Genomic DNA, 23,755 nt, shown 5'->3' with positions numbered 1-23,755 from the left:
GTTGGATTAGAACAAGACCATGTACTGATCGCGTTCCCATTCCGTGACTTGTGTCCGGAACATATCCCATTCGATTTCTTTTAATTCAACGAAGTGCTCTGCGATGTGATCGCCGAGAGCGTGCATGACGACGTCATCCGCTTTCAAGACTTCGAGTGCGTGGCTGAGTGTTGATGGAAGATCATCAATGCCGTTTGCAACACGTTCCGGTTTGTCCATGACGTAGATGTTGCGGTCGATTGGAGCCGGTGCTTTCAAGTTGTTCTTGATTCCGTCAAGACCTGAAGCGAGCAGTGTCGCAAGCGCAAGGTACGGGTTCGCTGCTGGGTCGACTGAACGAACTTCGATACGAGTCGAGAGTCCACGTGCTGCAGGAACACGGACGAGTGGTGAACGGTTACGTGCTGACCATGCGACGTAGCAAGGTGCTTCGTAGCCAGGAACAAGACGTTTGTATGAGTTGACTGTCGGGTTACAAACCGCTGTGAACGCACGAGCGTGTTTGAGGATACCTGCCGTGAAGGCACGTGCATCATCTGACAATTGCATGTCTTCGTTGCCTTCATCGAAGAAGACGTTCTCGTTGCCTTTGAAGAGCGACATGTTCGCGTGCATTCCTGATCCGTTGACACCGAAGAGTGGTTTTGGCATGAATGTCGCGTGCAAGTTGTGCTTCGCAGCAATCGTCTTGACGACGAGTTTGAACGTTTGGATGTTATCCGCAGTCGTGATCGCATCGGCATATTTGAAATCGATTTCGTGTTGACCTGGTGCGACTTCGTGGTGTGATGCTTCGATTTCAAAGCCCATGTTCTCAAGTTCGATGACGATCTCTTTACGGCAGTTTTCGCCGAGGTCGACTGGTGCGAGGTCGAAGTATCCACCTTGGTCGTTCAATTCAAGTGTCGGACGACCTTTTTCATCTTTCTTGAAGAGGAAGAATTCTGGCTCTGGTCCAACGTTGAATGATGAGAAACCGAGTTCTTCCATCTCTTTAAGTACCCGTTTGAGCTGACCACGTGGGTCTCCTGCGAACGGCGTGCCATCCGGATTGTGGATGTCACAGATTAAACGTGCAACTTTCCCTGTTCCATCTTCTGTCCATGGGAAGACGACCCATGTGTTTAAGTCTGGGAAGAGGTACATATCTGATTCTTCGATTCGGACGAATCCTTCGATCGATGAACCATCGAACATCATTTTGTTATCAAGTGCTTTTTCCAATTGGCTTACTGGAATCTCAACGTTCTTGATCGTTCCGAGGATATCTGTGAACTGTAAGCGAATGAAGCGTACATCCTCAGCTTTAGCGATTTTCAAAATGTCTTCTCGTGTAATGTTGCGACGTGTCATGTGACAAATCCCCTCTCCGATTCGTTTTTATATGGTTACAGGTCCTTACTTGAAGAAACGCCCGAGCTCACCTTGGATGAGCGACGTCTTTCCATGTCGTCCTGCTTCCTTCAATTCATTTTTCAGGAGTTTATACAATTCGCCGTCAGATAGTTCCGGGCGCGTCTCGACGACGCTCTCCGCAACGCGTTCGCGTTTGACGAGATCGTTTTCAAAAATCAATTTGATCCCTGCGATATTCAGTCCCTGATCCAGGTATTCCTTAATCGACAACAGGCGATCGACATCGTTGAACGAATAGAGGCGACGCTTCGTCTCTGTCCGCTCCGGTTTGATCAGTCCCTGTTCTTCGTAGTATCGGATCTGGCGGGCAGATAACGCGGTCAACTCTTGAACGACTCCGATGGGAAATAGTGGCTTGGACTGGCGTGATGAGTCTGCCATGTGGTTCCTCCTTTTTCCTTACTCCATGAGAATAAACCTCTGTCAGGCAACTTGTCAAGCGATGTAAGAAAAGTTAACACAACTTTTTTAATCGCTTTACATGAAGTCGTTCAGAGGTCTTTTCACGAGATATTCTAGTATTAAACGTTTTTTTCTGGAATTAATTGTTTTTCCATCAAATGATTGACGGCTGAGATGATGGCGATCTTGACGTGACTATACGTCAAACCACCTTGGACGTACGCGGTATAGGGCGCACGGATCGGACCGTCCGCTGACAACTCAATCGATGAGCCTTGCACGAACGTCCCTGCTGCCATGATGACATCATCCGCATATCCCGGCATATAATCCGGAATCGGTAGCGCATGCGCATTGACGGGTGAAGCCGCTTGAATCGCCTGACAGAAAGCAATCATCGGCTCCGGTGCATGGAACGAAACCGATTGAATCAAATCCGTCCGTTCTGCAGTATGGTGTGGTGCCGTATGAAAGCCGAACTGACCGAGCATGCTCGACGTGAACATCGCGCCCATCAACGCTTGGCTGACCGTATGCGGTGCCATATAGAAGCCTTGATACATATCTGGAAGTGCTGATAACGATGGACCGGCTTCCGCTCCGATTCCTGGTGTCGTCATCCGGAACGATGCTCGTTCGATCAAGTCGCTCCGCCCAACGAGATAACCGCCGGTCTTCGCAAGACCACCACCTGGGTTCTTGATCAACGATCCTGCCATCAAGTCCGCTCCGACATGCGTCGGTTCGATTGTCTCGACGAACTCTCCGTAACAGTTGTCGACGAAGATCAGTACGTGCGGATGAACAGCCTTGATTGCGGCAATTGCCTCGCCGATCTCGTTAACCGGTAGACTGCGACGTGTCGCATATCCTTTTGAACGCTGGATCCCGACGACCTTCGTCTGTGGTGTGATCCGTTCGAGAACGGCCGGTACGTCAATCGTCTCGGCGTTTTTCATCTCGACGACATCATAGTGGACGCCCAGTTCCTTTAATGAACCGCGTCCATCACCACGAATCCCGACAATCTCTTCAAGCGTGTCGTATGGTTTTCCTGTAATATAAAGCAATTCATCGCCCGGTAACAACAAACCGAACAATGCGATGCCGATTGCGTGCGTTCCACTAATGATTTGCGGACGACAAAGACCGGCTTCCGCACCGAAGACATCGGCATAGATCCGTTCGAGCGTATCGCGCCCTTCATCGTTGTAGCCGTAACCTGTTGACGGCATGAAGTGAAAATCGCTGACCTTGTGACGCCGGAACGCATCGAGGACGCGGAATTGATTGTATTCCGCGACCTCTTGCGCTTTCTTGACGTACGGGGCGATCTGTTCCTCCGCCCGGTCAATGAGCGGACGGAGCGTTTCGTAATGGGTTAATTCTGAAAACATGCTTACACCTCGTATTGTTTCAATGTCGCGTATAGACGCGTATCTTTACGCAAGTAACCTTTTAGAATGACGGAACCATCTTCTTCGAACGATTCCTTCAAATTCATCATGACTTCTTTCGCCGGATTGTAATGGGCAAATCCGTCAACTGGAATGCGAATCTCGAGATACTCGAGAATTTCGCTAATCGAACGTTCGATCTCTTCAATCAAGCGCTCGATATCCTGCGGGTCAAGCGCAGAAATCAGCAGTTTTCCACCTGTGAACAAACGGTTCAGTTGATCCTTCTTGTTATAGACTTCAAGCTGCGGAATGTCACCAGCACCGAGTTCATCGAGAACATCGTTCGTCGTCTGCATCTGATTCAAGTAATGCTCACTCGACGCATCAACGACGTGGAGGATCAAGTCGGCTTCCAGCACTTCCTCGAGGGTCGAGCGAAACGCCGCGATCAACTTCGTCGGCAGATCCTGAATGAACCCGACCGTATCCGTCAGGAGGATTTGACCGCCTTCCGGCAAATCAACTTGACGTGTCAACGGATCAAGCGTCGCGAACAACTCATCCTTCTCGTATGTGTCAGCTTGTGTCAACCGGTTGAAGATCGTTGACTTACCGGCATTCGTATACCCGACGAGCGCGATTTGGAACGTCTGGTTCTCTTTACGACGTTCCCGGTAACGGGCACGGTGGGCGACGGAGGTCTCGAGTTGTTTTGAGATCTCATCAACGCGCCGACGGATGTGACGACGATCCGTCTCGAGTTTCGATTCACCTGGTCCACGCGTCCCGATTCCGCCACCAAGACGCGACAGTTGTGTGCCCTGCCCGGCTAGGCGTGGTAACAAATAACTCATCTGTGCCAGTTCGACCTGCAATTTCCCTTCGCGTGACTGGGCACGTCCAGCGAAGATATCGAGAATCAACTGCGTCCGGTCGATCAATTTGATCGCTTCCGGGTCCGATAAGGCAATCCGGATATTTTTCATCTGACCGGGTGTGACCTCGGCATTGAATATGATTAAATCAGGTTCAAGTTCGTCTGCTAAGGCAACGAGTTCCTCGACCTTTCCTTTTCCGATGAACGTACGGCGGTCAATCGCTTGTCGTTTTTGATCCAAACGACCGACGACGACACCATGCGCAGTCGTTACGAGTGCTTCGAGCTCCGCGACCGATTCTTCATAGACATGGTCCGGGACACCGGGGAGCTGGCAACCAACGACGATGACGCGTTCTGACATAATATCATTCCTTTCACGAGTAAAGACGTACTGCGCCCCTTATCATACCACAGCCACCGGTTCGTCTGAACTTTTTTGGACAGGAAACATCCGTTCGGTTTATGATGGAAGAAACACCATGAGGAAAGGGAGGAAAACGATGGCACGCGAACAGTCGTATACGCTTCCAGAGTTCATTGAACGCTACCTGTTTTATCTAACAACAAGTGGACGGCAACTTTCGACCGTCCGGCGCTATCGCTATGATTTAATCGAAGTCCATCGCTATATGACCGATGTCGACCAACCACTCGAGACGATCGACGATTTCAAGGCGATTTCAATCGAGACGTGGAAGACGTTCATCAATGAGTACTTGATCGAAGAGAAACTCTACCAGCAAGCGACGGTCGCCCGAATCGTCACCGTCATCAATCAAGTCAATTACCAGATCCGGCAAACGAAAGCGAAGCTGATTGAATACGCACAACCGACGCACGAACTGACGGCAAAACATGTCGCTTCCTTCAAGGAATACGAGCAATTGGTGCGGACGAATCAATCCGATCGCGGCTTGACGGAACATCAATTGAAGGCACGTCCGTTTTTAATCGATCGAAACGAACTGATCCTTCGATTGTTTTATCGTTATGGTCTACGTGTTCATCACATCATTGGTTTGAAGATGCATGACCTCAACTTCGCCCAGCAAGAGATGACCGTTCACGACCGGCTCGGTAATCGTTACCTGCTTCATCTCGAGCGGGAAGATCAAGACATCATGTTGCGTTACTTGAAGACGATCCCAGAGCCAGTCCGCCCCCGTTATCACAGCACCGATCCCTTTTTCGTCGCCTTCGACTTCGCTCGGATGACGTTCCGCTGGGTCTACAGCAAAAATGCACCGAAGCAACTGTCGATCGTCATGATCACGAAGATGATGCGTCAGTTGAATGAACGGTCAGATAATGAACGGGTCTTGACACCGTCGATGTTACGCAACAGTTTCATCCTGAAAACGTATCAGGACGAGATGACGAAGGAAGAACGCCTGCAGAAGACGTGCCTTTATAAGGATGTCTCGCTCCGGCGTTATGAAGAGGCGGTCGAGGAACTGACGCCGTTATTGTAAAAAATTCATTAGACTTGGAAGTGACATGCATGACGATTCGAATGACTTATGATCAAGAAGCAAAAATGGGATATCTATATCTCTTCCCAGAAACATTTACTTCCGTAATTGAAGACACAGACGAGCTAGAAGAAAATGCATTCCTTGACGTAGACGTTGATCAAGAGGGACGCATCATCGGGATTGAATGCTTTAATAAGGAAGCAGATCTGAACCGTGATGTTCATGCCGATGCATTCCTTTATGAGGAACAAGCAGATCGTTTCTCACTCCGATTGCGAAACACGATTCCGAAAAGTACGTGTCACCTTCAGGGCGTTACGTTCTACTTTGCTGAACCCGACCATACCGGATTCATCGGACTTGATATCCTCGACTTGGAACGGTACCCTGTCGACGTTCTTCGCACGCTTGCTCAGCCAACCTATAAATAATGAAATGAACAAAAAAAGACGACCCCCCGGTCGTCTTTTTCATTAGCGAGAGACTTCTTGTGTCTCTTCTTGCTCATATAACGTCACGTTGCGCGCTGGTGCGAACGTCGAGATCGCATGTTTGTAGATCAATTGCTGTTTGCCTTCCGACTCCAAGATGACTGTGAAGTTATCGAATGACTTGATCAGCCCCCGTAATTGATACCCGCTGATTAAGAAAACCGTTGTCGGGACTGCATCTTTCCGTAATTGATTTAAAAAGACGTCCTGAATGTTGTATGTCGCTTTCATGATTCCCCGTGCCCCCTCTTTTTATCTGTTTCTGTCTTCGGGCAACTCTTATTTAACCGCTTTCAGAAACTCTACAGTTCTATCATAGATAATTTTGAACGTTTCTTCAAATGAAAACTTTCCCATATCCACCCAAACGCCATCAAATTGATGACGGAACCATGTCAATTGACGTTTCGCGAAGCGTCGTGTGTTCCGTTTCAGCATGTCGACGGCAGGATCGAGTGGTGCCCCGTCAAGGACTGGTAACATCTCTTTGTAACCAATTGCCTGTAAGGCCTTCGTCTGTCGATACCCGGCAGCATCAAGACGCGCCACTTCCTCAAGAAGCCCACTTTCGACCATCAAATCCACACGCTGATCGATCCGGTCATATAAGCGATCCCGGTCTTCCATGTGTAAGACGAACAATAGACTCTCGTAGAGTGCTGGCTTACTGCCGGTCGTTTGTGTCTGACCGGTCCGCGCGACCTCGATCGCCCGAACGACCCGCTGGATATTATTCGGATGAATTGCTTCCGCGCGCACTGGATCAAGTTCCTTTAACTTGTCATGCAATGCATTCGCTCCGTGTGTCACCGCATACGCTTCGAGTTCAGCACGCAAAGCTGGATCTTCCGCCTGCTCGGTGAACTGGTAATCATATAAAATCGAACGGATATATAGCCCTGTTCCGCCGACGATGATTGGTAACTTGCCCCGACTTGCGATCTCATCGATCGTCGCTCGGGCAACCGTCTGAAAACGTGCTACACTCATCTCGTCGTCCGGTGTCACGAGATCAAGCAGATGATGCGGCACCCCTTCCATCTCTTCGGTCGTCACTTTTGCTGATCCAATATCCATGCCTTGATAGACTTGGACGGAGTCTCCCGATAAGACTTCTCCGTTTAGTCGTTTTGCTAATTCAATGCCTGTCTTCGTTTTTCCGACTGCCGTCGGTCCGACAATGACGATAACTGGTTGTTTCTTCATTTTTCTTCACCCATTCTCTAACTTTTCATTCTGATTCGAGTGTACCACAGCCACTTCGATGGATTAAAAAATTCCAAGAAAAAACCGCCCCTCTCGGACGGTCCCACATAAACAAGTCTTATACCCGACGGATGAAATCGTCATAGATGGCACTAAAGATGCACCACCCACAAATGACGACGCCTGTCAGCATGATGCCCCAATCTGCCATGGTCGTTCCTCCTCTAGTCATCGTTATTCTCTCTTTTGACGGTTTGAACGGTTTGTAAACCCTTTCGAGCAGGTTTGACACCAATTCTTGGAATCAGTATGATAAAAGTACGATTGGTACGTAGCGCGGAGGCTGACCTGCATCGGCTTCCCATAGAGGCACTGCCTCTCGATTCCATGTCTTGCGCTTGCGCAAGGCGACATAGGAAGAATTCCTTCTTCCACAGAACAGGTCCGGCATCATGCCCGGGCCTGTTCTGTGTGCCGGTAGTTTATTTCGAAAGGAGCTGATTCTCGTGCGCATTCAAATTATTGGTGGGTCTGGTACTGGAAAAAGTACACTGGGTGCATTCATCGGACAATCGGAACGGATTGCGTGGATCGATACCGATCATTATCTCTGGAAAGACACGAAGTTCACTGAAAAACGTGATGTCTCCGAGCGATTTTCCATGTATGAAGCCGATGTAATGTCTTTCCGCGACTACGTCGTCTCCGGTTCCGTCTTCGCTTGGCATCCGGATGGTTTTATCAATCGAGACTTGCTCGTTTTCCTATCACTCGACGAATCGATACGGATGGAACGGCTCATCGCGCGCGAAGCAGCACGTTACCCGGACTTTTCGGGATCGAATGCATTCCTCGACTGGTGCCGGACGTATCATACGGCGACGGATCCCACGATGATCGGTACATTTGCGGAACACCAGTATCAGATGGATCAATCGATTTCCCCGATTCTCATAGTAGATGCTTCGTTGCCGACACAACTTCAGTATCAAAAAATAATCGAGACATACGATCGATTGTCGCTTTAGAAAAAAACAGCCTCATCTGTTCAAGCGAGCTAATTGTTTCTCGATACTGAGGTATCCATTTTTAAAATTTAAGGCAGTACACGTAAGCATTACTTACATTAAAAAAATCTCCCAGTCCATGAGATCGGAGGCGACGAACAAAAGATTACCCGAAGTTCAATCACTTGTGTATGAATGAGAACTTTTGTCTATTCGATGGGCATCCATATTTCGATAAGATCATCCGCTCCGCCTTGCCCATGGATATAGCGTTCAAAGTCGACCGCATCCCGTAGCGTTACACCTGGAACACGTACCAACTGTTCATACGTAGATGAAATCATCGAGATCCCTCCATCGACTATGGCGACGATATAATTCCCTTTCGTTAGTTCGACACGGCACGTATCTTCCTCCGCTAACAAATCCGTCATCCCAGCGACATAACCGTTTTCCTGTGTGAGACAAACGCCATAGGACTCATCCGTCGTCAGATTTGGTTGAAGCTTCGTCCACAAATATGGAATTTCTTCTAAAGTTCCTGCATATCCGTAGACTGGAATTGCTTCATTCAATGTTTCATATCGAACTTTCATGTCGTTCCCTCCTGATTGCATTAGTCTAATCTGTTTCTCGATTCGATGAAGCTGTTCAATTTCTGATTGAACTTCATCTAATCTTGTTTCAAGTAACATTTCGACCGGTAGACCGGACTGAATTTGTTCTAAACTGAGTCCAATCTGACGCAAGCGTTTGATTTCGCTCAAACGTCGGATATCTTCCATCCCGTACATCCGATATTGATTACCGGACCGTATGGGGTGGACCAACCCACGTTCTTCATAAAATTTGATCGCTTTTACCGACAAACCGGTTACATGTGCGACTCTTCCAATTGGAATCATCTTTTCCCCTCCTCCTCCTTTCACTGTACAGCCGTACCTGAGAGGCAGGTCAAGCCTTACTTTTCTGGAACTTGAATACCGACATATATAGTGGTTGTCGTCTTGCATCGATCCCCCTCTACTTCATAGAGAACAATACCCGGTTTAACTCTGCCGAAATAAGTTCCGTAATTTTTAGCTCGATGAACCGCTCGACGTCGTTTGTTCTACATCACGGACCACGTCAATTCGATTTTTTGGTTTGACAGGGATCCGTTGAAGATCATTTACTTCCGGTAGTTCATAATGGGCACATCTCTTTTGACTGCCTCTCCTCATGTCAATTTTCATAAAAAAAGACCCACTTTCGTGAGTCTTAGAGTCTTAATACATATCTTTTTGTGTGAAGTTCCAAAACGCAACGATTAGCGCCGCGACCGTCCAACAACCGAGAACAGCAAGGGAGAACGGAAGCGTCATCCCTTCGATCGGTGGTGCTTGTCCATCGAGATAGTTGATTAGACCGAAGTTGACGTTGACGAGATATTTCGAGCTCGTCCAACTTGAACCGAGTGTCGTCAGTAACGTACCGGAAATCAAGACTGCCATCATGATCCCGATCCCTGTCGCTGTGTTCTTGACAAGAACAGAGACCATCAAGGCGATCGTTCCGACAACAGCTGTGACGATCCAAGCTAGACCGACCGCCATTAATAGATATTCCCACATCGGTAACGTATGCACGAACTCGGTCGAGAACGTTCCGCTCGGTGAGGCTTGGAATCCGGTCAAAATCGGTGCGGTCCAGCCGTCATAGCCAAGGACGATCCCGGATATCGCATAACAGACGGCGACGGTCAATGCCATCAGCATCGACGTATAGAGTAACACCGTCAACCATTTTGCCATCAGGATCTTCCAGCGCCGGACCGGTCGCGACAGCAGCGTCTTGATCGTTCCGTCATTTTGTTCCCCACTGACGATGTCCGCCATGATGACGATGATGAACAGCGGTAAGATCAGCGTCAATCCTTGCGAGAAGAAGATCCGAATGAACGTCGGGGCTCCCGGATAATTCGGGTTGATATCGTTATCGAGATAGTACTGATTCTGTTTTAGATCAAACTCCAGGAACTGACGGAACTCATCTTGAATACTACTAGATGCAAGACGGTTCTGTGTGTCGACGATGTCTTGTTGTAACTCAACTCGCCAATCAAGCGTTCCCTGCTTTTTAATCTGTTCTTGGATGTCTCGGTACTGTGCGTACGTAAACATCGAGACGAGAACGATCAAGATGATCGCAACGACGGCAAAGCGACGCTTTGAAGCAATTTTCGTGACTTCATTTCGAACGAGACCGACCATGTTCGGATTACGCAATGTGATCGCCTCCCGTTAACGTGATGAACAGATCTTCAAGTGTCTGGACTTTCCGTTCAATCGTCCAGACTTCAACACCTGCTTCAAGCAACTGCTTGTTGAGTGCTGGTGTCTTACTGGCATCCATCAAAGTATGAACCGTATTCGCATCGACGACTTCGGATACTTGGACTAAATCGGATGCCGCTAAAATCTCATTTGCCTTAAAGGCATCGTCGACACGCCAGTCAACGCCTGGTGCGAGCGACTCGACCAGTTCCTTGACCGTTCCGACTTGAACGATTTTGCCATAACTCATGATCGCAACACGATCAGCCAGCATTTCAATCTCAGCCAAGATATGACTCGAGACGAGGACCGACAGTCCCGTTTCCTCGACGAGCCGGCGGATGAATTGACGTAAATCCCGAATCCCCATCGGATCGAGACCATTCGTCGGTTCGTCGAGAATCAAGACGCTTGGTCGTCCGAGTAATGCTTGTGCGATGCCGAGACGCTGCCGCATCCCAAGCGAGTAGGTCCGGACTTGATCGTCAACACGCGCCGTCAAATCGACGAGATCAATGACTTCCTGAATCCGGGCATCATCGACATTCGGTAACATCCGGGCAAAGACTTGTAGATTTTCGCGACCTGTCAAATACTTATACAACTCCGGATTCTCGACGATCGAGCCGATGCGCTCCATCGCTTGGACAAACTGTTTCCGGACGTCAAAGTCACAAACCGTGATTTTTCCGGACGTCGGTTTGATCAATCCGACAAGCATTCGGATCGTCGTCGTTTTACCTGCCCCGTTCGGTCCGAGGAAGCCAAAGACTTCACCAGGCTGAATTTCAAACGAGATATTATCAATGATCGTCTTTTTTCCGATCACCTTTGTTACACCTTCTAATTTCACTGTTGGTTTCACGTCTCTCACCTCTTATTGTCTATTCTAGCGGAATAATGAATCATTTGACTTGTCAGAACACTTCATTTCCGCACATTCTTTCAACTTTTGCTACAATCAGGTTAGAACCTAGAAGGAGGAACGTTCATGAAGCGATTACGCTGGCCCCTGTTTTTAACCGTCTCACTCGTTTTGACGGCAATCTTTGGATACGGCTTCGTCAGTGCCTATAGTGACGTCGTCAACCCACCAAAACGTGCCGTCCTGACGCCTACGAAAGAAGAACCTGTCAAAAAAGGTGGGACGTACGTCGCGCTTGGTGATTCACTGACACGTGGTGTTGGAGCATCAAACGGCAATAGTTATGCCGCAATCGTCGGACGCGATCTTGTCAAAGATAACACCGTCGAGCGTTTCCAGAATCTTGCCGTCAGTGGTGCCCGGACGGAAGATTTACTGAAACAATTAGAACAAAAAGAAGTCTTACGCTCAATCGACCAAGCAAAAGTCATCTCGGTGACGATTGGCGGAAATGACTTATTCAACCGTGGTGAAGGCGTCTCGAACTTCAATGCGAAGAAGACAGCTGAAACCATCACAGCGGCACAAGCGAACTTGAAAAAGACATTCAGTATCCTACGAGAACAAAACCCGGATGCTGTCATTTTCTACGTCGGACTCTATAATCCTTTCCGCGCGACGGAAAACGGTGAAGCCTTCGACGCCATCGTTCAAGATTGGAACGCCAAATCGCGGACGCTCGGTATCGAGTACGATGTCGAAGTCATCGACACGTTCAATCTCGTCCGTGACGTCAAACGTGATTTGTCGAGTGACCAATTCCACCCGAACGATTCTACCTATGAAGAGATTGCAAAAGCATCCTTACTCGCTGTCAATAAACGTTTCTAAAATAAAAGCCGCCACTTGGGCGGCTTTTTGTTCCGATTCATTTCAAACGTTTTGCAAGAGCAACGAGTCCCCATTGAAGCGGTAACCGTGTCCAAAGCAACCATGATGGAAGACGTTTCCCATTGATCGGCTTCGGATTGACTGCCATGTTGACATTCGCCGGTAAGACCGCATATAAGAAGGCAGGAAGTGTCTTGCGAACGAGGTGCACTCCTTTCCCTGTCAACAGCATGACACCGTAAGCAATCTCGATGACACCTGTCACTTGGACGAAGAAGCGTTTGAACGGAATGTACGACGGCATGATGCTGACGAATCCCTTCTCATTGCGGAAATGACCAACTCCCGCAAACAGCAATCCTGCTCCATACACTAAACGTAATAGCATTATGTTTCACACTCTCTTTCTTTTATTTAATGAAATGTATGTTCGAGACAGCTTCAGTGTATCGAAACGACCTGATTATCTCAACTTTTAGAAATTGTCGTCGAATTATGGGGAATGATGAGTCATTTCGGAATGTCTCCCGTAATCAGATGGCAAACTACTTCATTTGCTATGATGAAATCAGAAATCATACAGAGAGGGATGACGACTTATGGCTGGAAAAACAAAAGGATTATTACCCGGATTGACTGGAGGGATCATCGGCGCGGTCCTGACAGCAACGATCGCTTTCCCAATTTTACTCGATCAAGAACAACAGGTCGCAGATACACCGTTATCAAACGGTATGCCTAAACAAGTCTCAACGACGACGAACGATCCGGTGACGAACGCAGTCGCCACGGCTCAAAAATCCGTCGTGACCGTAACGAATTATCAAGCGGGCAACTCGATGTCGCAACAAGAAGCAGCGGCTGGTTCAGGCTCCGGTGTCATCTATAAGAAAGAGGACGGCAAAGCATACATCATTACGAACCATCACGTCGTCGATGGGGCATCTAAGCTTGACGTAACGTTGAATGACGGCAAGACACTTACTGCTAAGTTGCTCGGTAGCGATGAGACCTATGACTTGGCCGTATTAGAAGTCGATGCAAGCGATGTTCCCGGCGTCATCACACTCGGGAAATCAGCCGACTTAAAAGCTGGTCAGACCGTCCTCGCAATCGGTAACCCGCTCGGTGAATTCCAGAATTCCGTCACACGCGGAATCGTGAGTTCAAAAGACCGGACTGTACCGGTCGATACGAACAGTGACGGACAAGACGACTTCAATACGACGGTCATCCAGACCGATGCTGCGATCAACCCTGGTAACTCAGGTGGTGCCTTAATCAACGAACAAGGGCAACTTGTCGGGATCAACTCGATGAAGATTGCTGAATCGGGTGTCGAAGGGGTTGGCTTCAGTATCCCGATCGATGATGCATTGCCAATCCTCAAACAACTCGAGACAAACGGTAAAGTCGAGCATCCGACACTTGGTGTGTCCTTACAAGACGTCGCAGCGTTCCCTGCTGGTTATCTAAAAGATCAAGTCAAACTACCAGACAGTCAGAAAACAGGGGTCGTCGTCATGTCAGTCGAACCGAACAGCCCTGCTGCTGCAGCTAAACTGAAAACAGGTGACGTCATCACGAAAATCAACGACTCTGAGATTAAAGGGTTCGTCGACATCAAAACGGCACTGATCAAATCAGATGGACCGCTCTCCTTGACGATCATCCGTGACGGCAAAACGATGACGGTCGAAACGAAAACGACGACGACCGATCAACTGTAAAGCGTCAGCCTGACGTTTCGTCTGCCTTCCTTTTCGGGTATTGTTTTAGAACAATATCGAATTGGGAGGCTTTTTCTATGTATGACTTAATCGGCATCGGCATTGGTCCGATGAATTTGGGATTGAGTGCACTTGCTCATCCGACAGATTTAAAGACAATATTTTTTGACGAAAGCGAACAATTTTCATGGCATCCCGGCATGATGATTCAGGACTCGATGATGCAAACGAGCTTCATCTCTGATCTCGTCACACTCGCCGATCCGACGAGTGCATTTTCCTACCTCAATTACTTACGATCGATCCATCGTCTTCATACGTTCTACTTCTACGAAAAACTTCTGATTTCAAGACAAGGTTACAACGATTACTTACGTTGGGTTGCAACGCAACTTGAAGATCTCCGATTTTCGACGCGTGTCATTGATGTGCAAGACACCGGCGATAGTTTTGAAGTCCTCGTCGAAGATGTCTCGACCGGCAAACGGGAAACGTTCGAAACGCGGAATGTCGTCATCGGTACCGGATCAAAACCCGCTATCCCGGATACGTTTGACGAACGCGTCATCCACAATACACAATATGTCATGAACAAGGCAGATTTACTGAAACGCAACAAAATCAGCATCGTCGGCTCCGGTCAAAGTGCCGCCGAGATTTTCCTTGATCTCTTGACGACACCTGCTCCAGAGCGTCCTGAACTCGAGTGGATTGCGCGTTCGACACTGTTTGAGACACTCGAGACCGGCAAACTCGGCGAAGAAATTTTTTCACCGAGCTACGTCACGTACTTCAACCAGCTTCCACTCGAAGTACGACAAGAGTCGGTCAAGAAGTTCGCCCGGTCTCAGAACGGCATCAGCCCGGAAACCTTACAATCGATCTATGCTCACCTTTATGATTTGTCAGAAGAGGAACAGCAACAAGTCGCGATTCGAGCAAATCTTGAAGTGAAAGAGATCACCTACGATGAACGGTTTACGATTGCGATGCAACATCAAGAACTTGAGGATGCGCGCTCATCCGAAACCGATGCCGTCATTGCGGCAACTGGTTTTTCACCATCCCTTCCGAGCTTCATCGACCGACTCGATATCGTGTTTGAAGCACCGAATGCTTGGAAAGTCGATGCTGACTACCAAATCGTGCGTTCGGTCGAGACAGACCATCATCTCTACGCAACCGCTAATTTAGAGCTGTCACACGGTCCGGCTGCGGACAATCTCGGCATGTCCGTCTCGCGAAACCAGTTAATCTTGAACGCTGTCGCCGGTACGGAACTGTACCCGGTCGAACGACATGCGACGTTTACGACGTTTGATTAAGTCACTAAACCAAACGAACGAGGAATGGCGCGCGCCACTCCTCGTTCGTTTTTCATTTTACGGTTTTTTCGTTAGTTCTAATGCAGCCAGTAATAATAACGTAGCTTGCACCCGCGTCACCCCTGTTTTAGCGAGCAACAAATGAAAGGCAATCAACCAATTGACCTCGTCTGAAAAACGATTCCGTGCTCGCTCCCGGTCGACGATCCGGGTCACGTAAATCCAGTCGACACGTTCCATTGTAGGCAGTAGCGCAAGAATCGGCATTAAACGATCCCAAATGATGATTTCTCGCCGCTCTAACAGTTCCCGCCAGGAAATGATTCGTTCCTGTTGCGCTGAAGGATCTGGATGTGCCGCTAAGATTTGCGCTGTGATGACGCGTTCACTCGTCCGTTCCATGAATTGTGCGAGCCACTCTTCCGATGTATCGACCCGCTCTAGAAATTCCTCTGGTAATGGCTGTTGTTCAAGCAAGGTCGATGTCACGACGTACTGCTTCGCCGCATTCAAATGAGGTCGTGTCGCGTGCAGGCGTTCCATATAGGGAAACGCATCGATTCCTTGCCGGCGATTTAGTACTTCGTTGAGTGCAAAGAATGGACGCACTCCTTTATCACGAATCAATCGGTGTTTAATCTTCTTTTCGGCAACGATGATTTCTTCGATGAGGACATCAGGATCCGTGCTATTCAGTTGAACATGGGCAACGAGTAGCGGTGTATAACGGCTCCGAAGCGCTGAAAAACGGGATGTTTTGTGTTTGATCGTCCGCATCAGCCGTTCGTAGACAGTTTGTTCAAAGACAGTATCGTGAATCGTGTAGGATAGCGCAAAAAAACGATGGAAATCATGTGACGATTCCTCCCGCAAGACGGGATAACTCTCATCATAGTTCTCACAGAATTGACCGTACATCCTTCCACCTCTCCTTCTTTTCTATGGATGTTTTCCCTAAAATCGACTTGTACAATCTTATTTTTGAACGAACAAAAAAGGCAACGGACCAGGTCCGTTGCCTGTCATTCATTTAAACGCGCTGTCTCTCTAACAGACGGGAGAAGTAACCTCCTTGATTCATCAGTTCATCATGTGAGCCTTCTTCAACGATTCCGTCCTTCGTAACGACGAAAATCTTATCAGCATTTCGGATCGTTGCTAAACGGTGGGCGATGACGAGCGTCGTCCGGTTCTCAGACAACTCGGCAAGCGATTCTTGAATCAGTGCTTCCGTTTCCGTATCAAGAGCAGACGTTGCTTCGTCAAGAATCAGAATCGGCGGATTCTTCAGGAACATCCGCGCGATGGCGAGTCGTTGCTTTTGTCCACCCGACAATTTGAGTCCGCGTTCGCCGATTTGTGTCGCGTAGCCATCAGGTAGATCCGCGATCATCGAGCCGAGATGGGCCCGTTCTGCCGCTTGCACGATGTCTTCTTGCGTCGCATTCAAGTCACCGTAGGCGATGTTTTCAGCGATCGTCCCTGAGAACAAGAAGACATCCTGCTGAACGATCCCGATTTGTTGTCGCAGAGACTCCTTCGTCATCTGCCGGATATCGATTCCGTCAATCGTGATTGCACCATCTAGAACATCGTAAAAACGTGGAATCAATGAACAGATCGTCGTCTTCCCTGCCCCAGATGTTCCGACGAATGCGACTGTCTGTCCCGGTTCGACCGTCAAATTGATGTGTTCTAATATCAGACGATCCGCCTCATAACCGAACGCGACATCCTTGAACGTGATGCCGCCGTTCAAACGATCAACGACGAGTGCGTCTGGCGCATCCGGAATCGATGCATCCTCATCAATCATCGAGAGGAATCGCTTAAAGCCCGCCATCCCCTTCGGATACATCTCAAGTAATGCTGTGATCTTGTCGATCGGCTTCAGCAGGATGTTCATGTAGAGAATGAAGCCGACGAGTTCTCCTGCCGTTAGAGCTTCGCGATACGTCAAGTAGGCACCGACGACTAGGACGGCAAGCGTCATCAAACGGGTCGTCAAGTAAATGCCGGATAGACTCTTACTCATGACCTTGTAGGCATTGATCTTCGACTGACGGAACGTCGCGTTGTCTTTTTCAAAACGTTCGATTTCGTATGCTTCGTTCGTGAATGACTGGACGACACGGACACCGGAAACACTGTCCTCGACACGTGAATTGACTTCCGCGATATTGCCATACATCCGGTCCCACGATTTATTCATCCGAACGTTTGCATAACTGATCAGCCAGATCAGGAATGGTACGGCGATGATTGTCACGAGGGCGAGCGGCACGTTGATCGTCAACATGATCGAGAACGCACCTAGCAATGTCATGACGGCAATGAACGCATCTTCCGGACCATGATGGGCAAGTTCTCCGATATCAAACAAGTCATTCGTAATCCGACTCATGATATGACCCGTCTTCGTATTGTCAAAGAAACGGAACGACTGTTTCTGGACATGACTGAACAACTGACGACGCATGTCGGTCTCGATATTGATCCCGAGCTTGTGTCCAAAATAGTTGACGACAAACTGCATCAACGTACTGATGATGTAGAGCGCTAATAGTCCGACGCTGACGAGAATGATCCAGTTCATCTCACCATTCGGCAACAAGGAATCGATGAACCACTGGACAGCGAGTGGAAAAGCAAGTTCTAAAACCCCGACGAATAAGGCAGATATGAAATCGAGCCAGAATAATCGTTTGTGCGGGATATAATACTGGTAAAAACGGCGTAACATATGTAGCCTCCTTCCGAGTACTTCTAGTGTACTTGAACTTTTTTGAAAATACTCATTCTACCTATTGATTTTTTGAAAAACGGTATTACAGTTTTCCAGACAAAAATTATATTTTTAAATCAGGGGAATCAGCGCTTTTTATGACAAAATGGTAACAACGATTTTCACCCATTTTTGGAAGGAGCTATGTCACGTGAAAAAGACTGTTCTCGCCCTCACGACGCTCGCTTTGATCGGTACCACGGTTCCGGTTTCGGCTGCGTCAACGACACTGACTTTGACGGATAACGTCAACATTCGCACGGCTGCCTCGACTTCCGCGAAGGTCATCACGACGCTAAAAAAAGGTACGAAGCTGACAGCTGTCAAGAAAGTCAACAGCTGGTATGAAATCCGTTATCAGTCGAAACCAGCATTCATCACTTCAGCATACGTCAAAGCAACGACGGAAAAGGCTCCGACAACTACGACTTACATAACGAACACCGATGCCGTCAACGTCCGGCAAAAAGCAACGACGAGTTCGAAATCACTTGGAAAACTGGCAAAGAACACTGTCTTGACCGTTAAGAAACAATCAGGTGACTGGTATCAAATCACCTACAACAAACAAACGGCTTATGTCCATGCGACGTTAGTCAGCAAAAAGACGTCGAACGTCACGACGGATTCCAAACCGCCAGCGACGACTCCCGTCAAAAAAGTCGTTAAAGCGGTTGATCGATCGAAAGTCTACACGGTCAATGCGAAGGAAGGCTTGAACGCACGGACTGCTGCAGCAACGAACGCAAAAATCTACAAGACATTACCGCATCAGACGGTGCTCGATGTCACAGGTGCCGTTGATTCGTGGTACCAAGTCAAGCTCGACGGAAAAGAAGCATATGTCGCTTCGACCTATGTCAAAGCTTCAACAAAAGCTTCACCACCAACAACGCCAACGACTCCCGGAGTCTCTTTGACGCCAGTTGATGCCTCGAAGACGTATCGCGTCAATGCCCCAACTGGGCTGAACGTCCGCACATCGCCTTCGACGTCGTCTAAAGTCTTCACACAAGTCGGACATGGTTCGACAGTCAATGTCACGGGTGAAACGACAGGAAAAGATAGCGGCTGGTACCAGATCAAGATCGGAACGGGTCTCTACTATGTCGCGAAGAGTTACATCACGACGGGATCCGTCACGACGACGCCTCCGGTCACACCGACGACACCTCCTGTGACGACCGTTCCTGGTTCGACATTGATGGAACGTGCCATCTCGATTGGTCAACAATATCTCGGTACACCATACGTCTGGGGATCAAGTAGCCCCGTCAATGGTGGTTTCGACTGCTCTGGATTCGTTAACTATACGTTGAATGCCGCTGGCTATGCAGTCGGACGAACGAACGTCAACGGCTACTGGAACGATGATCGGTACCTCGGAGCGAAGTTATCAAAATTACGTCAACCGAAGCGTGGCGATATCATCTTCTTCGAAAACACATATGCCGCTGGTCCGACGCATATCGGGATCATGCTGAACAACGATCAGTTCATCCATGCCAACACACCGGCACTCGGCATCAGCCGTGTATCGGAACGTTACTGGACGCAAAAACTATTAGGCTTTAAATCACTTTAAACTTTCCTCATCCATCCCTCGGGGTGGATGTTTTTTTGTCTTATCACTTCACTTTGGGATATACTGGATATGGAAAGGATGTGTCTGCATGTCTTATAAAACACTGTATGTCCGTTTACTCTTTCTTGCCTTATTGATTTTTGGTGGCTCGATGCTCTTGCATTACATCCAGACGGGTGACGTCTATATCGGGCACTTGATCGTTTCCGTCCTTGCATGCGTCTTATTGATTTTCAGAAGAACGACATCCTCACACGAACAGGCATGAAGCGCACTCGCTTCATGCCTGTTTTTTCGTCATTGAACATTAACCAATGCTTGTATCTCTCGCTCAAGATCGCCTTTGAGCCGTTCACTTTGAAGTTCATCCTTCAATCGCAAGACATCCTCTAGTCGTTCCTGACCAATCCCTCGTTGCATCGCCAGTACGAGCGTCTGTAACATCATCGCTTGGTCGAATCCACTCGCAGCAAGCCACGCATCTTGCATCTCCCATATCTTATCGACGCTCTGCTGCAGCGTCTGATTCGGTAATTCGATGCCGTTGACAAGGAGATGGACTTCGAGTTGTCCGATGTAATGCTTCGCGTCATCGATCGCCACAGTGATGAGTTTTTCCCACGCCATCTGCATACCGGTCGTATCGTTTTCAAAAATCGCGATGAGTCCTTTCGTCAAATCGACTTCGATTCGTCCGACGGCAGTCGTTTCACTAAATGCAAAAAACTGCTCCAGTCGATCAAACTCTTGCCGTGATTGTTCGATTTCCCCTTCTAGATATAAAAACAATCCGAGGAAACGTTGAAACGAAATGACATGATAATAGACATCTTGCTCTCGCATATACTGAACCCCTTCACGCAATAAGGCGATCGCTTCTGTATAGTGATCATCGAACAAACTTGCTCGAAGTGCACGCAAGATTTGGAAATTTAAATAGGTTTTTGGCGCCAGTGGAATCTCGCGTGGTACATCCATTGCTTCGATCAGCTCATACGCTTCCTTTGTCCGTTTGAGATTGAATAAAAAATAGACTTTCGAGATCTGAACGAGCAACTGCTCATCTTGACGACCGAGCTGTCGAAAAATCCGCTCTGCTTTCTCATAATATATCAAACCAAGTTCTGGATCCGTCGTTCGGAGGGCATCGCCGTATTTATGATAGACCTGCCCTTGCCAATAGGAAGTCGTTTCCGGAACCAAGTAAGGTTCTAGAAGTTCCTGAATTTTTTCGTCTGAAAAATATGGGGTATGCCGCGAACGGATTGTTTCGATGAGTTCCCGCATCTGAACATCCCGCGGATCGAGCATTAATTCTTCGACTGTCACCTGTAATCGCCTAGCAATCGCCTGCAGTGCGGGCACAGACGGTGTCGCTTTCCCGTTCTCGACCATACTGAGCATTGACTTCGTGATAATGCCGGTCGCAACGTCTGTTTGCGTCATTTTTTTCTGTTTTCGGATCTGTTTGATACGTTCCCCTAACACACTGGTCACTCCTCTTATCATAAAAGTTAAATTATATTGAACTTTTTCTTTACATTTTTCTTCCACTCCTTTATTCTACACTAAAGTTCAATAAAATTTAACTCTGAAGGAGTGAACAGGATGTCTTTTAATTTAAAGCGTGTCTTATTCGGAAAGTTTTGTTCATTATTCGCAGCTAGTCTCTTTACGTTCGTCGCTGGACTGACCGTCTTACGGGAAACATCGTCTGGTTTTCAGTTCGCACTTGTCCTGCTTGCAGGATCGGTACCACGGATTTTACTCTCGCCGATTGCTGGTGTCCTCGCTGATCGTTGGAACCGGAAACGAATCATCATCATGACCGAGAGCTTAAGCGCGCTCGTCTTATTTGGACTCTTGCTCTATTCGCTACAAGCCCCTCTACATACCGTTCATTACATCATCGCTAGTGTCCTCTTGACGAGCCTATCGACGTTCCTGTCGGTTACCTTATCAAGCTCATTACCACGACTCGTACAAGAAGAGGAGTTACAACGCGGAAATGCCCTCTTCTCAACGATTCAATCGACCTCAACGATCACCTCTCCACTCGTTGCAGGATTGCTCATCGCCGCTGTCTCCATCACGCAATTCTTGATCTTACCGTTTCTCTTGTTTGCCTCTGCTGCCTGGTGGAATAGCCGCCTTCGCTTTCTTACAGTCGATCCCTCTCCTTCAGCTACTACTGATACTCCATCATTCGTCTCGGAGTTTAAAGAAGGCTACCGCTATCTTTTCCGTCAACCGATATTGACGACACTCGTCCTAATGGCGATCGTCCTGAACTTCTTTTTTGTTGCTTTTGAAATCTTGTTACCGATCATTTTGCTCGATCGACTGCAATTCACACCATTTCGGTTCGGAGTAGTCGAGTCCGCACTAGGTGCCGGTCTTCTTGTCGCTTCGTTGCTACTTGCCTTACCTCGCTTTACAGTGAAACGTCCGTTACGAACGATATTCGAGTCGCTCTTTTTAATCGCCTCTTGTTACGCACTTCCTGCATTTGCTCTACTCGGCTACGTCCCATCTGCTCTACTACTACCTTTCTTCATGATTCTATTATTCATCGACGGCATGCTCGTCTTACGGATGAACATTCCGCTGCAGCTCATCGTTCAAAAGCAGACCGATCCGGCTTACCTCGGACGTGTCATCGGCGTTCTAGAATCAGTCGCGATGGCGATGATGCCGATCGGTACCCTATTGTTTGGTTTACTCAGTGATCATGTGTCTATCATCGTGCTACTTGGAGTCGGTACAGTCGGCTTATTCGGTGCAGCATCGTTCGGATTCCTCCGACTTCGTAAAGACATCTTGTCCGAGAACATTCCTGTAGCAGACACAAAAAACACGTCCTCCCTCACTTCGTGAGAAAGGACGTGCATATCGATTAGACCGTCGCTTTGACTGCGTCCATGATTAATTTTAATGATTGTTGTTTGGCTTCCTTGTCTGCGATCATCGAAGCGATCATTACTTCGTCTGTTCCGTATGAATCGGCAAGCTCTTGCAATTGTTTCGCAACAGATTCCGGGTTACCGACGATCATCCGCTTGCGGTTTTCAGCAATCCGGAACTGATCTTGGAACGTGTACGGATACGCCGCTGCCTCTTCCGGAGTTGGCGTTCCTGTCGACGAGACGCCTTTTTCGAGTAAAAGAAGAGATAGATCAAGGCTTGATGCCAAACGTTCTGCTTCTTCCGTTGTTTCAGCACACGTCACGAAGATCGAAACAAGCGTTTGCGGTGTCTCATTAAACGACGTCGCCATGAAGTTATGACGGTAGTAATCCATCACTTCCTGACCACCTTGTCCATTGATGAAGTGAGCAAATGCAAATCCGAATCCGCGTTGTGCGGCGTTCAAGGCACTACCACCACTTGATCCGAGCAACCAGCCTTCTGGTGTCGTATCGACTTCTGGTGTTGCGACGAGTCCCGCGAACCGGTGTCCGGCAGGTGCCCCGTCTTTCAAGTAATCGACGAGATCATCGAGTTGTTCGCCGTAATCAGCTCCACCAAAACGTGGCGACGATCCTTCTTGCAACGCACGTGTCGCAAGCGGCATACCGCCCGGTGCCCGACCGAGTCCAAGGTCGATCCGGTTTGGTGCAAGCCCTTCAAGGACACGGAAGTTCTCCGCGACTTTATAGGCACTGTAGTGCGGCAACATGACGCCGCCTGAACCGAGACGAATCTGTTTCGTCACCGCCGCCATGTAGGCAATCAAGACTTCCGGGCTCGAACCCGCTAATGTTTTGGCAAAGTGGTGTTCCGATACCCACAGGCGATGATAGCCGAGTTCGTCCGCGATTTTCGCGAGCTCGACCGTTTCGTGTAAGGCATCCGATGGGGATTGTCCTTTAGAGACCGGGGATTGGTCTAAAATACTAAGTTTCATGTATGTCTCTCCTTTTTCTTTCGAATACGTACCTACACTGTACGCCTCCTCGTTGTACGGTGCAACGAAACTGCT

At 48.4% G+C, this 23,755-nt stretch carries 23 protein-coding genes; 9 read left to right on the top strand and 14 right to left on the bottom strand.

What is annotated here, in order from left to right:
- Positions 1 to 6 precede the first annotated feature (6 nt).
- From glnA to hflX, 4 genes are all read right to left on the bottom strand, one after another.
- Positions 7 to 1,353 carry a type I glutamate--ammonia ligase gene (gene glnA, locus ACZGCQ_RS02175; protein WP_023467759.1) on the bottom strand — a complete coding sequence of 449 codons (1,347 nt, stop codon included), beginning with the start codon at positions 1,351 to 1,353 and terminating at the stop codon, positions 7 to 9.
- Positions 1,354 to 1,398: 45 nt separating this feature from the next.
- The gene (locus ACZGCQ_RS02170) at positions 1,399 to 1,797 is read right to left on the bottom strand and encodes a MerR family transcriptional regulator (RefSeq protein ID WP_023467758.1); all 399 of its coding nucleotides are present in this window, start codon (positions 1,795 to 1,797) and stop codon (positions 1,399 to 1,401) included.
- A gap of 140 nt (positions 1,798 to 1,937) precedes the next feature.
- On the bottom strand, positions 1,938 to 3,215 hold the full coding sequence (locus ACZGCQ_RS02165; protein WP_481265233.1) for a methionine gamma-lyase family protein: 1,278 nt from the start codon (positions 3,213 to 3,215) through the stop codon (positions 1,938 to 1,940).
- Positions 3,216 to 3,217: 2 nt separating this feature from the next.
- Entirely contained in the window at positions 3,218 to 4,459 is a 1,242-nt protein-coding gene (hflX, locus tag ACZGCQ_RS02160; RefSeq protein ID WP_034785946.1) for a GTPase HflX, read from the bottom strand.
- Between the two features lie 139 nt (positions 4,460 to 4,598).
- On the opposite strand from hflX, the gene ACZGCQ_RS02155 reads away from it, so the two are divergent.
- A complete protein-coding gene (locus ACZGCQ_RS02155) occupies positions 4,599 to 5,570 on the top strand; it encodes a tyrosine-type recombinase/integrase (protein ID WP_481265232.1) in 972 nt (323 codons plus the stop codon).
- 29 nt (positions 5,571 to 5,599) lie between these two features.
- On the top strand, positions 5,600 to 6,004 hold the full coding sequence (locus ACZGCQ_RS02150; protein ID WP_481265231.1) for a DUF2283 domain-containing protein: 405 nt from the start codon (positions 5,600 to 5,602) through the stop codon (positions 6,002 to 6,004).
- Between the two features lie 42 nt (positions 6,005 to 6,046).
- On the opposite strand, the gene hfq is transcribed toward ACZGCQ_RS02150, so the two are convergent.
- Positions 6,047 to 6,295 (bottom strand): RNA chaperone Hfq, encoded by a 249-nt coding sequence (gene hfq / locus ACZGCQ_RS02145; RefSeq protein WP_023467753.1) that lies wholly within the window; start codon positions 6,293 to 6,295, stop codon positions 6,047 to 6,049.
- 48 nt (positions 6,296 to 6,343) lie between these two features.
- Positions 6,344 to 7,270: a tRNA (adenosine(37)-N6)-dimethylallyltransferase MiaA gene (miaA, locus tag ACZGCQ_RS02140; protein WP_481265230.1), complete on the bottom strand. Its 927-nt coding sequence runs from the start codon at positions 7,268 to 7,270 to the stop codon at positions 6,344 to 6,346.
- 506 nt (positions 7,271 to 7,776) lie between these two features.
- Between miaA and ACZGCQ_RS02135 the strand changes: the two genes are divergently transcribed.
- Complete coding sequence (locus ACZGCQ_RS02135) at positions 7,777 to 8,298, top strand: P-loop NTPase family protein (RefSeq protein ID WP_481265229.1); 522 nt, start codon at positions 7,777 to 7,779, stop codon at positions 8,296 to 8,298.
- Between the two features lie 188 nt (positions 8,299 to 8,486).
- Here ACZGCQ_RS02135 and ACZGCQ_RS02130 read toward each other — a convergent pair whose 3' ends face one another.
- The 3 genes from ACZGCQ_RS02130 to ACZGCQ_RS02120 all read right to left on the bottom strand — a co-directional run bounded on the left by ACZGCQ_RS02130 (position 8,487) and on the right by ACZGCQ_RS02120 (position 11,457).
- Positions 8,487 to 9,182 carry a MerR family transcriptional regulator gene (locus ACZGCQ_RS02130; RefSeq protein ID WP_481265228.1) on the bottom strand — a complete coding sequence of 232 codons (696 nt, stop codon included), beginning with the start codon at positions 9,180 to 9,182 and terminating at the stop codon, positions 8,487 to 8,489.
- Positions 9,183 to 9,545: 363 nt separating this feature from the next.
- On the bottom strand, positions 9,546 to 10,544 hold the full coding sequence (locus tag ACZGCQ_RS02125) for an ABC transporter permease (RefSeq protein WP_481265227.1): 999 nt from the start codon (positions 10,542 to 10,544) through the stop codon (positions 9,546 to 9,548).
- Entirely contained in the window at positions 10,537 to 11,457 is a 921-nt protein-coding gene (locus tag ACZGCQ_RS02120) for an ABC transporter ATP-binding protein (protein WP_481265226.1), read from the bottom strand. The genes ACZGCQ_RS02125 and ACZGCQ_RS02120 overlap by 8 nt, the downstream gene beginning before the upstream one ends.
- A gap of 126 nt (positions 11,458 to 11,583) precedes the next feature.
- Between ACZGCQ_RS02120 and ACZGCQ_RS02115 the strand changes: the two genes are divergently transcribed.
- Entirely contained in the window at positions 11,584 to 12,348 is a 765-nt protein-coding gene (locus tag ACZGCQ_RS02115) for an SGNH/GDSL hydrolase family protein (protein ID WP_481265225.1), read from the top strand.
- A 37-nt stretch (positions 12,349 to 12,385) separates the two neighbouring features.
- On the opposite strand, the gene ACZGCQ_RS02110 is transcribed toward ACZGCQ_RS02115, so the two are convergent.
- Positions 12,386 to 12,736, bottom strand: coding sequence for a DoxX family protein (locus ACZGCQ_RS02110; protein WP_481265224.1), 351 nt, complete (start codon positions 12,734 to 12,736; stop codon positions 12,386 to 12,388).
- Positions 12,737 to 12,947: 211 nt separating this feature from the next.
- On the opposite strand from ACZGCQ_RS02110, the gene ACZGCQ_RS02105 reads away from it, so the two are divergent.
- Positions 12,948 to 14,078 carry a S1C family serine protease gene (locus tag ACZGCQ_RS02105; RefSeq protein WP_481265223.1) on the top strand — a complete coding sequence of 377 codons (1,131 nt, stop codon included), beginning with the start codon at positions 12,948 to 12,950 and terminating at the stop codon, positions 14,076 to 14,078.
- Between the two features lie 77 nt (positions 14,079 to 14,155).
- On the top strand, positions 14,156 to 15,403 hold the full coding sequence (locus tag ACZGCQ_RS02100) for a lysine N(6)-hydroxylase/L-ornithine N(5)-oxygenase family protein (protein ID WP_481265222.1): 1,248 nt from the start codon (positions 14,156 to 14,158) through the stop codon (positions 15,401 to 15,403).
- A gap of 57 nt (positions 15,404 to 15,460) precedes the next feature.
- On the opposite strand, the gene ACZGCQ_RS02095 is transcribed toward ACZGCQ_RS02100, so the two are convergent.
- Together ACZGCQ_RS02095 and ACZGCQ_RS02090 are read right to left on the bottom strand one after the other, a co-directional pair.
- The gene (locus ACZGCQ_RS02095; protein ID WP_481265221.1) at positions 15,461 to 16,321 is read right to left on the bottom strand and encodes a DUF4003 family protein; all 861 of its coding nucleotides are present in this window, start codon (positions 16,319 to 16,321) and stop codon (positions 15,461 to 15,463) included.
- Positions 16,322 to 16,433: 112 nt separating this feature from the next.
- Positions 16,434 to 18,146 carry an ABC transporter ATP-binding protein gene (locus ACZGCQ_RS02090; protein ID WP_481265220.1) on the bottom strand — a complete coding sequence of 571 codons (1,713 nt, stop codon included), beginning with the start codon at positions 18,144 to 18,146 and terminating at the stop codon, positions 16,434 to 16,436.
- Positions 18,147 to 18,339: 193 nt separating this feature from the next.
- Here ACZGCQ_RS02090 and ACZGCQ_RS02085 point away from each other — a divergent pair, with 193 nt between their 5' ends.
- Both ACZGCQ_RS02085 and ACZGCQ_RS02080 read left to right on the top strand, forming a co-directional pair.
- Positions 18,340 to 19,773: a C40 family peptidase gene (locus ACZGCQ_RS02085; protein WP_481265219.1), complete on the top strand. Its 1,434-nt coding sequence runs from the start codon at positions 18,340 to 18,342 to the stop codon at positions 19,771 to 19,773.
- An 88-nt stretch (positions 19,774 to 19,861) separates the two neighbouring features.
- Positions 19,862 to 20,041 carry a hypothetical protein gene (locus ACZGCQ_RS02080; RefSeq protein ID WP_214769206.1) on the top strand — a complete coding sequence of 60 codons (180 nt, stop codon included), beginning with the start codon at positions 19,862 to 19,864 and terminating at the stop codon, positions 20,039 to 20,041.
- A gap of 29 nt (positions 20,042 to 20,070) precedes the next feature.
- Here ACZGCQ_RS02080 and ACZGCQ_RS02075 read toward each other — a convergent pair whose 3' ends face one another.
- Positions 20,071 to 21,261 (bottom strand): helix-turn-helix domain-containing protein, encoded by a 1,191-nt coding sequence (locus ACZGCQ_RS02075; RefSeq protein WP_481265218.1) that lies wholly within the window; start codon positions 21,259 to 21,261, stop codon positions 20,071 to 20,073.
- Between the two features lie 120 nt (positions 21,262 to 21,381).
- Here ACZGCQ_RS02075 and ACZGCQ_RS02070 point away from each other — a divergent pair, with 120 nt between their 5' ends.
- Entirely contained in the window at positions 21,382 to 22,650 is a 1,269-nt protein-coding gene (locus ACZGCQ_RS02070; protein ID WP_481265217.1) for an MFS transporter, read from the top strand.
- A 19-nt stretch (positions 22,651 to 22,669) separates the two neighbouring features.
- Here the strand turns inward: ACZGCQ_RS02070 and ACZGCQ_RS02065 are convergent, their stop codons facing one another.
- The gene (locus ACZGCQ_RS02065; protein WP_023467737.1) at positions 22,670 to 23,680 is read right to left on the bottom strand and encodes an LLM class flavin-dependent oxidoreductase; all 1,011 of its coding nucleotides are present in this window, start codon (positions 23,678 to 23,680) and stop codon (positions 22,670 to 22,672) included.
- Between the last annotated feature and the right edge of the window lie 75 nt (positions 23,681 to 23,755).

The organism is Exiguobacterium sp. HSB13, assembly GCF_056764755.1.
Note: the sequence above shows the minus strand (reverse complement) of the source record. Positions and strands in the feature narration are given on the sequence as shown.

Bases quoted from the DNA above. Each gene is read 5' to 3' on its own strand.
- miaA (WP_481265230.1), bottom strand. From the start codon at position 7,270: ATGAAGAAACAACCAGTTATCGTCATTGTCGGACCGACGGCAGTCGGA.
- hfq (WP_023467753.1), bottom strand. From the start codon at position 6,295: ATGAAAGCGACATACAACATTCAGGACGTCTTTTTAAATCAATTACGG.
- ACZGCQ_RS02070 (WP_481265217.1), top strand. From the start codon at position 21,382: ATGTCTTTTAATTTAAAGCGTGTCTTATTCGGAAAGTTTTGTTCATTA.
- ACZGCQ_RS02110 (WP_481265224.1), bottom strand. From the start codon at position 12,736: ATGCTATTACGTTTAGTGTATGGAGCAGGATTGCTGTTTGCGGGAGTT.
- ACZGCQ_RS02100 (WP_481265222.1), top strand. From the start codon at position 14,156: ATGTATGACTTAATCGGCATCGGCATTGGTCCGATGAATTTGGGATTG.
- ACZGCQ_RS02130 (WP_481265228.1), bottom strand. From the start codon at position 9,182: ATGATTCCAATTGGAAGAGTCGCACATGTAACCGGTTTGTCGGTAAAA.
- ACZGCQ_RS02170 (WP_023467758.1), bottom strand. From the start codon at position 1,797: ATGGCAGACTCATCACGCCAGTCCAAGCCACTATTTCCCATCGGAGTC.
- ACZGCQ_RS02095 (WP_481265221.1), bottom strand. From the start codon at position 16,321: ATGTACGGTCAATTCTGTGAGAACTATGATGAGAGTTATCCCGTCTTG.
- ACZGCQ_RS02155 (WP_481265232.1), top strand. From the start codon at position 4,599: ATGGCACGCGAACAGTCGTATACGCTTCCAGAGTTCATTGAACGCTAC.
- ACZGCQ_RS02115 (WP_481265225.1), top strand. From the start codon at position 11,584: ATGAAGCGATTACGCTGGCCCCTGTTTTTAACCGTCTCACTCGTTTTG.
- ACZGCQ_RS02080 (WP_214769206.1), top strand. From the start codon at position 19,862: ATGTCTTATAAAACACTGTATGTCCGTTTACTCTTTCTTGCCTTATTG.
- ACZGCQ_RS02165 (WP_481265233.1), bottom strand. From the start codon at position 3,215: ATGTTTTCAGAATTAACCCATTACGAAACGCTCCGTCCGCTCATTGAC.
- ACZGCQ_RS02065 (WP_023467737.1), bottom strand. From the start codon at position 23,680: ATGAAACTTAGTATTTTAGACCAATCCCCGGTCTCTAAAGGACAATCC.
- hflX (WP_034785946.1), bottom strand. From the start codon at position 4,459: ATGTCAGAACGCGTCATCGTCGTTGGTTGCCAGCTCCCCGGTGTCCCG.
- glnA (WP_023467759.1), bottom strand. From the start codon at position 1,353: ATGACACGTCGCAACATTACACGAGAAGACATTTTGAAAATCGCTAAA.
- ACZGCQ_RS02150 (WP_481265231.1), top strand. From the start codon at position 5,600: ATGACGATTCGAATGACTTATGATCAAGAAGCAAAAATGGGATATCTA.
- ACZGCQ_RS02090 (WP_481265220.1), bottom strand. From the start codon at position 18,146: ATGTTACGCCGTTTTTACCAGTATTATATCCCGCACAAACGATTATTC.
- ACZGCQ_RS02105 (WP_481265223.1), top strand. From the start codon at position 12,948: ATGGCTGGAAAAACAAAAGGATTATTACCCGGATTGACTGGAGGGATC.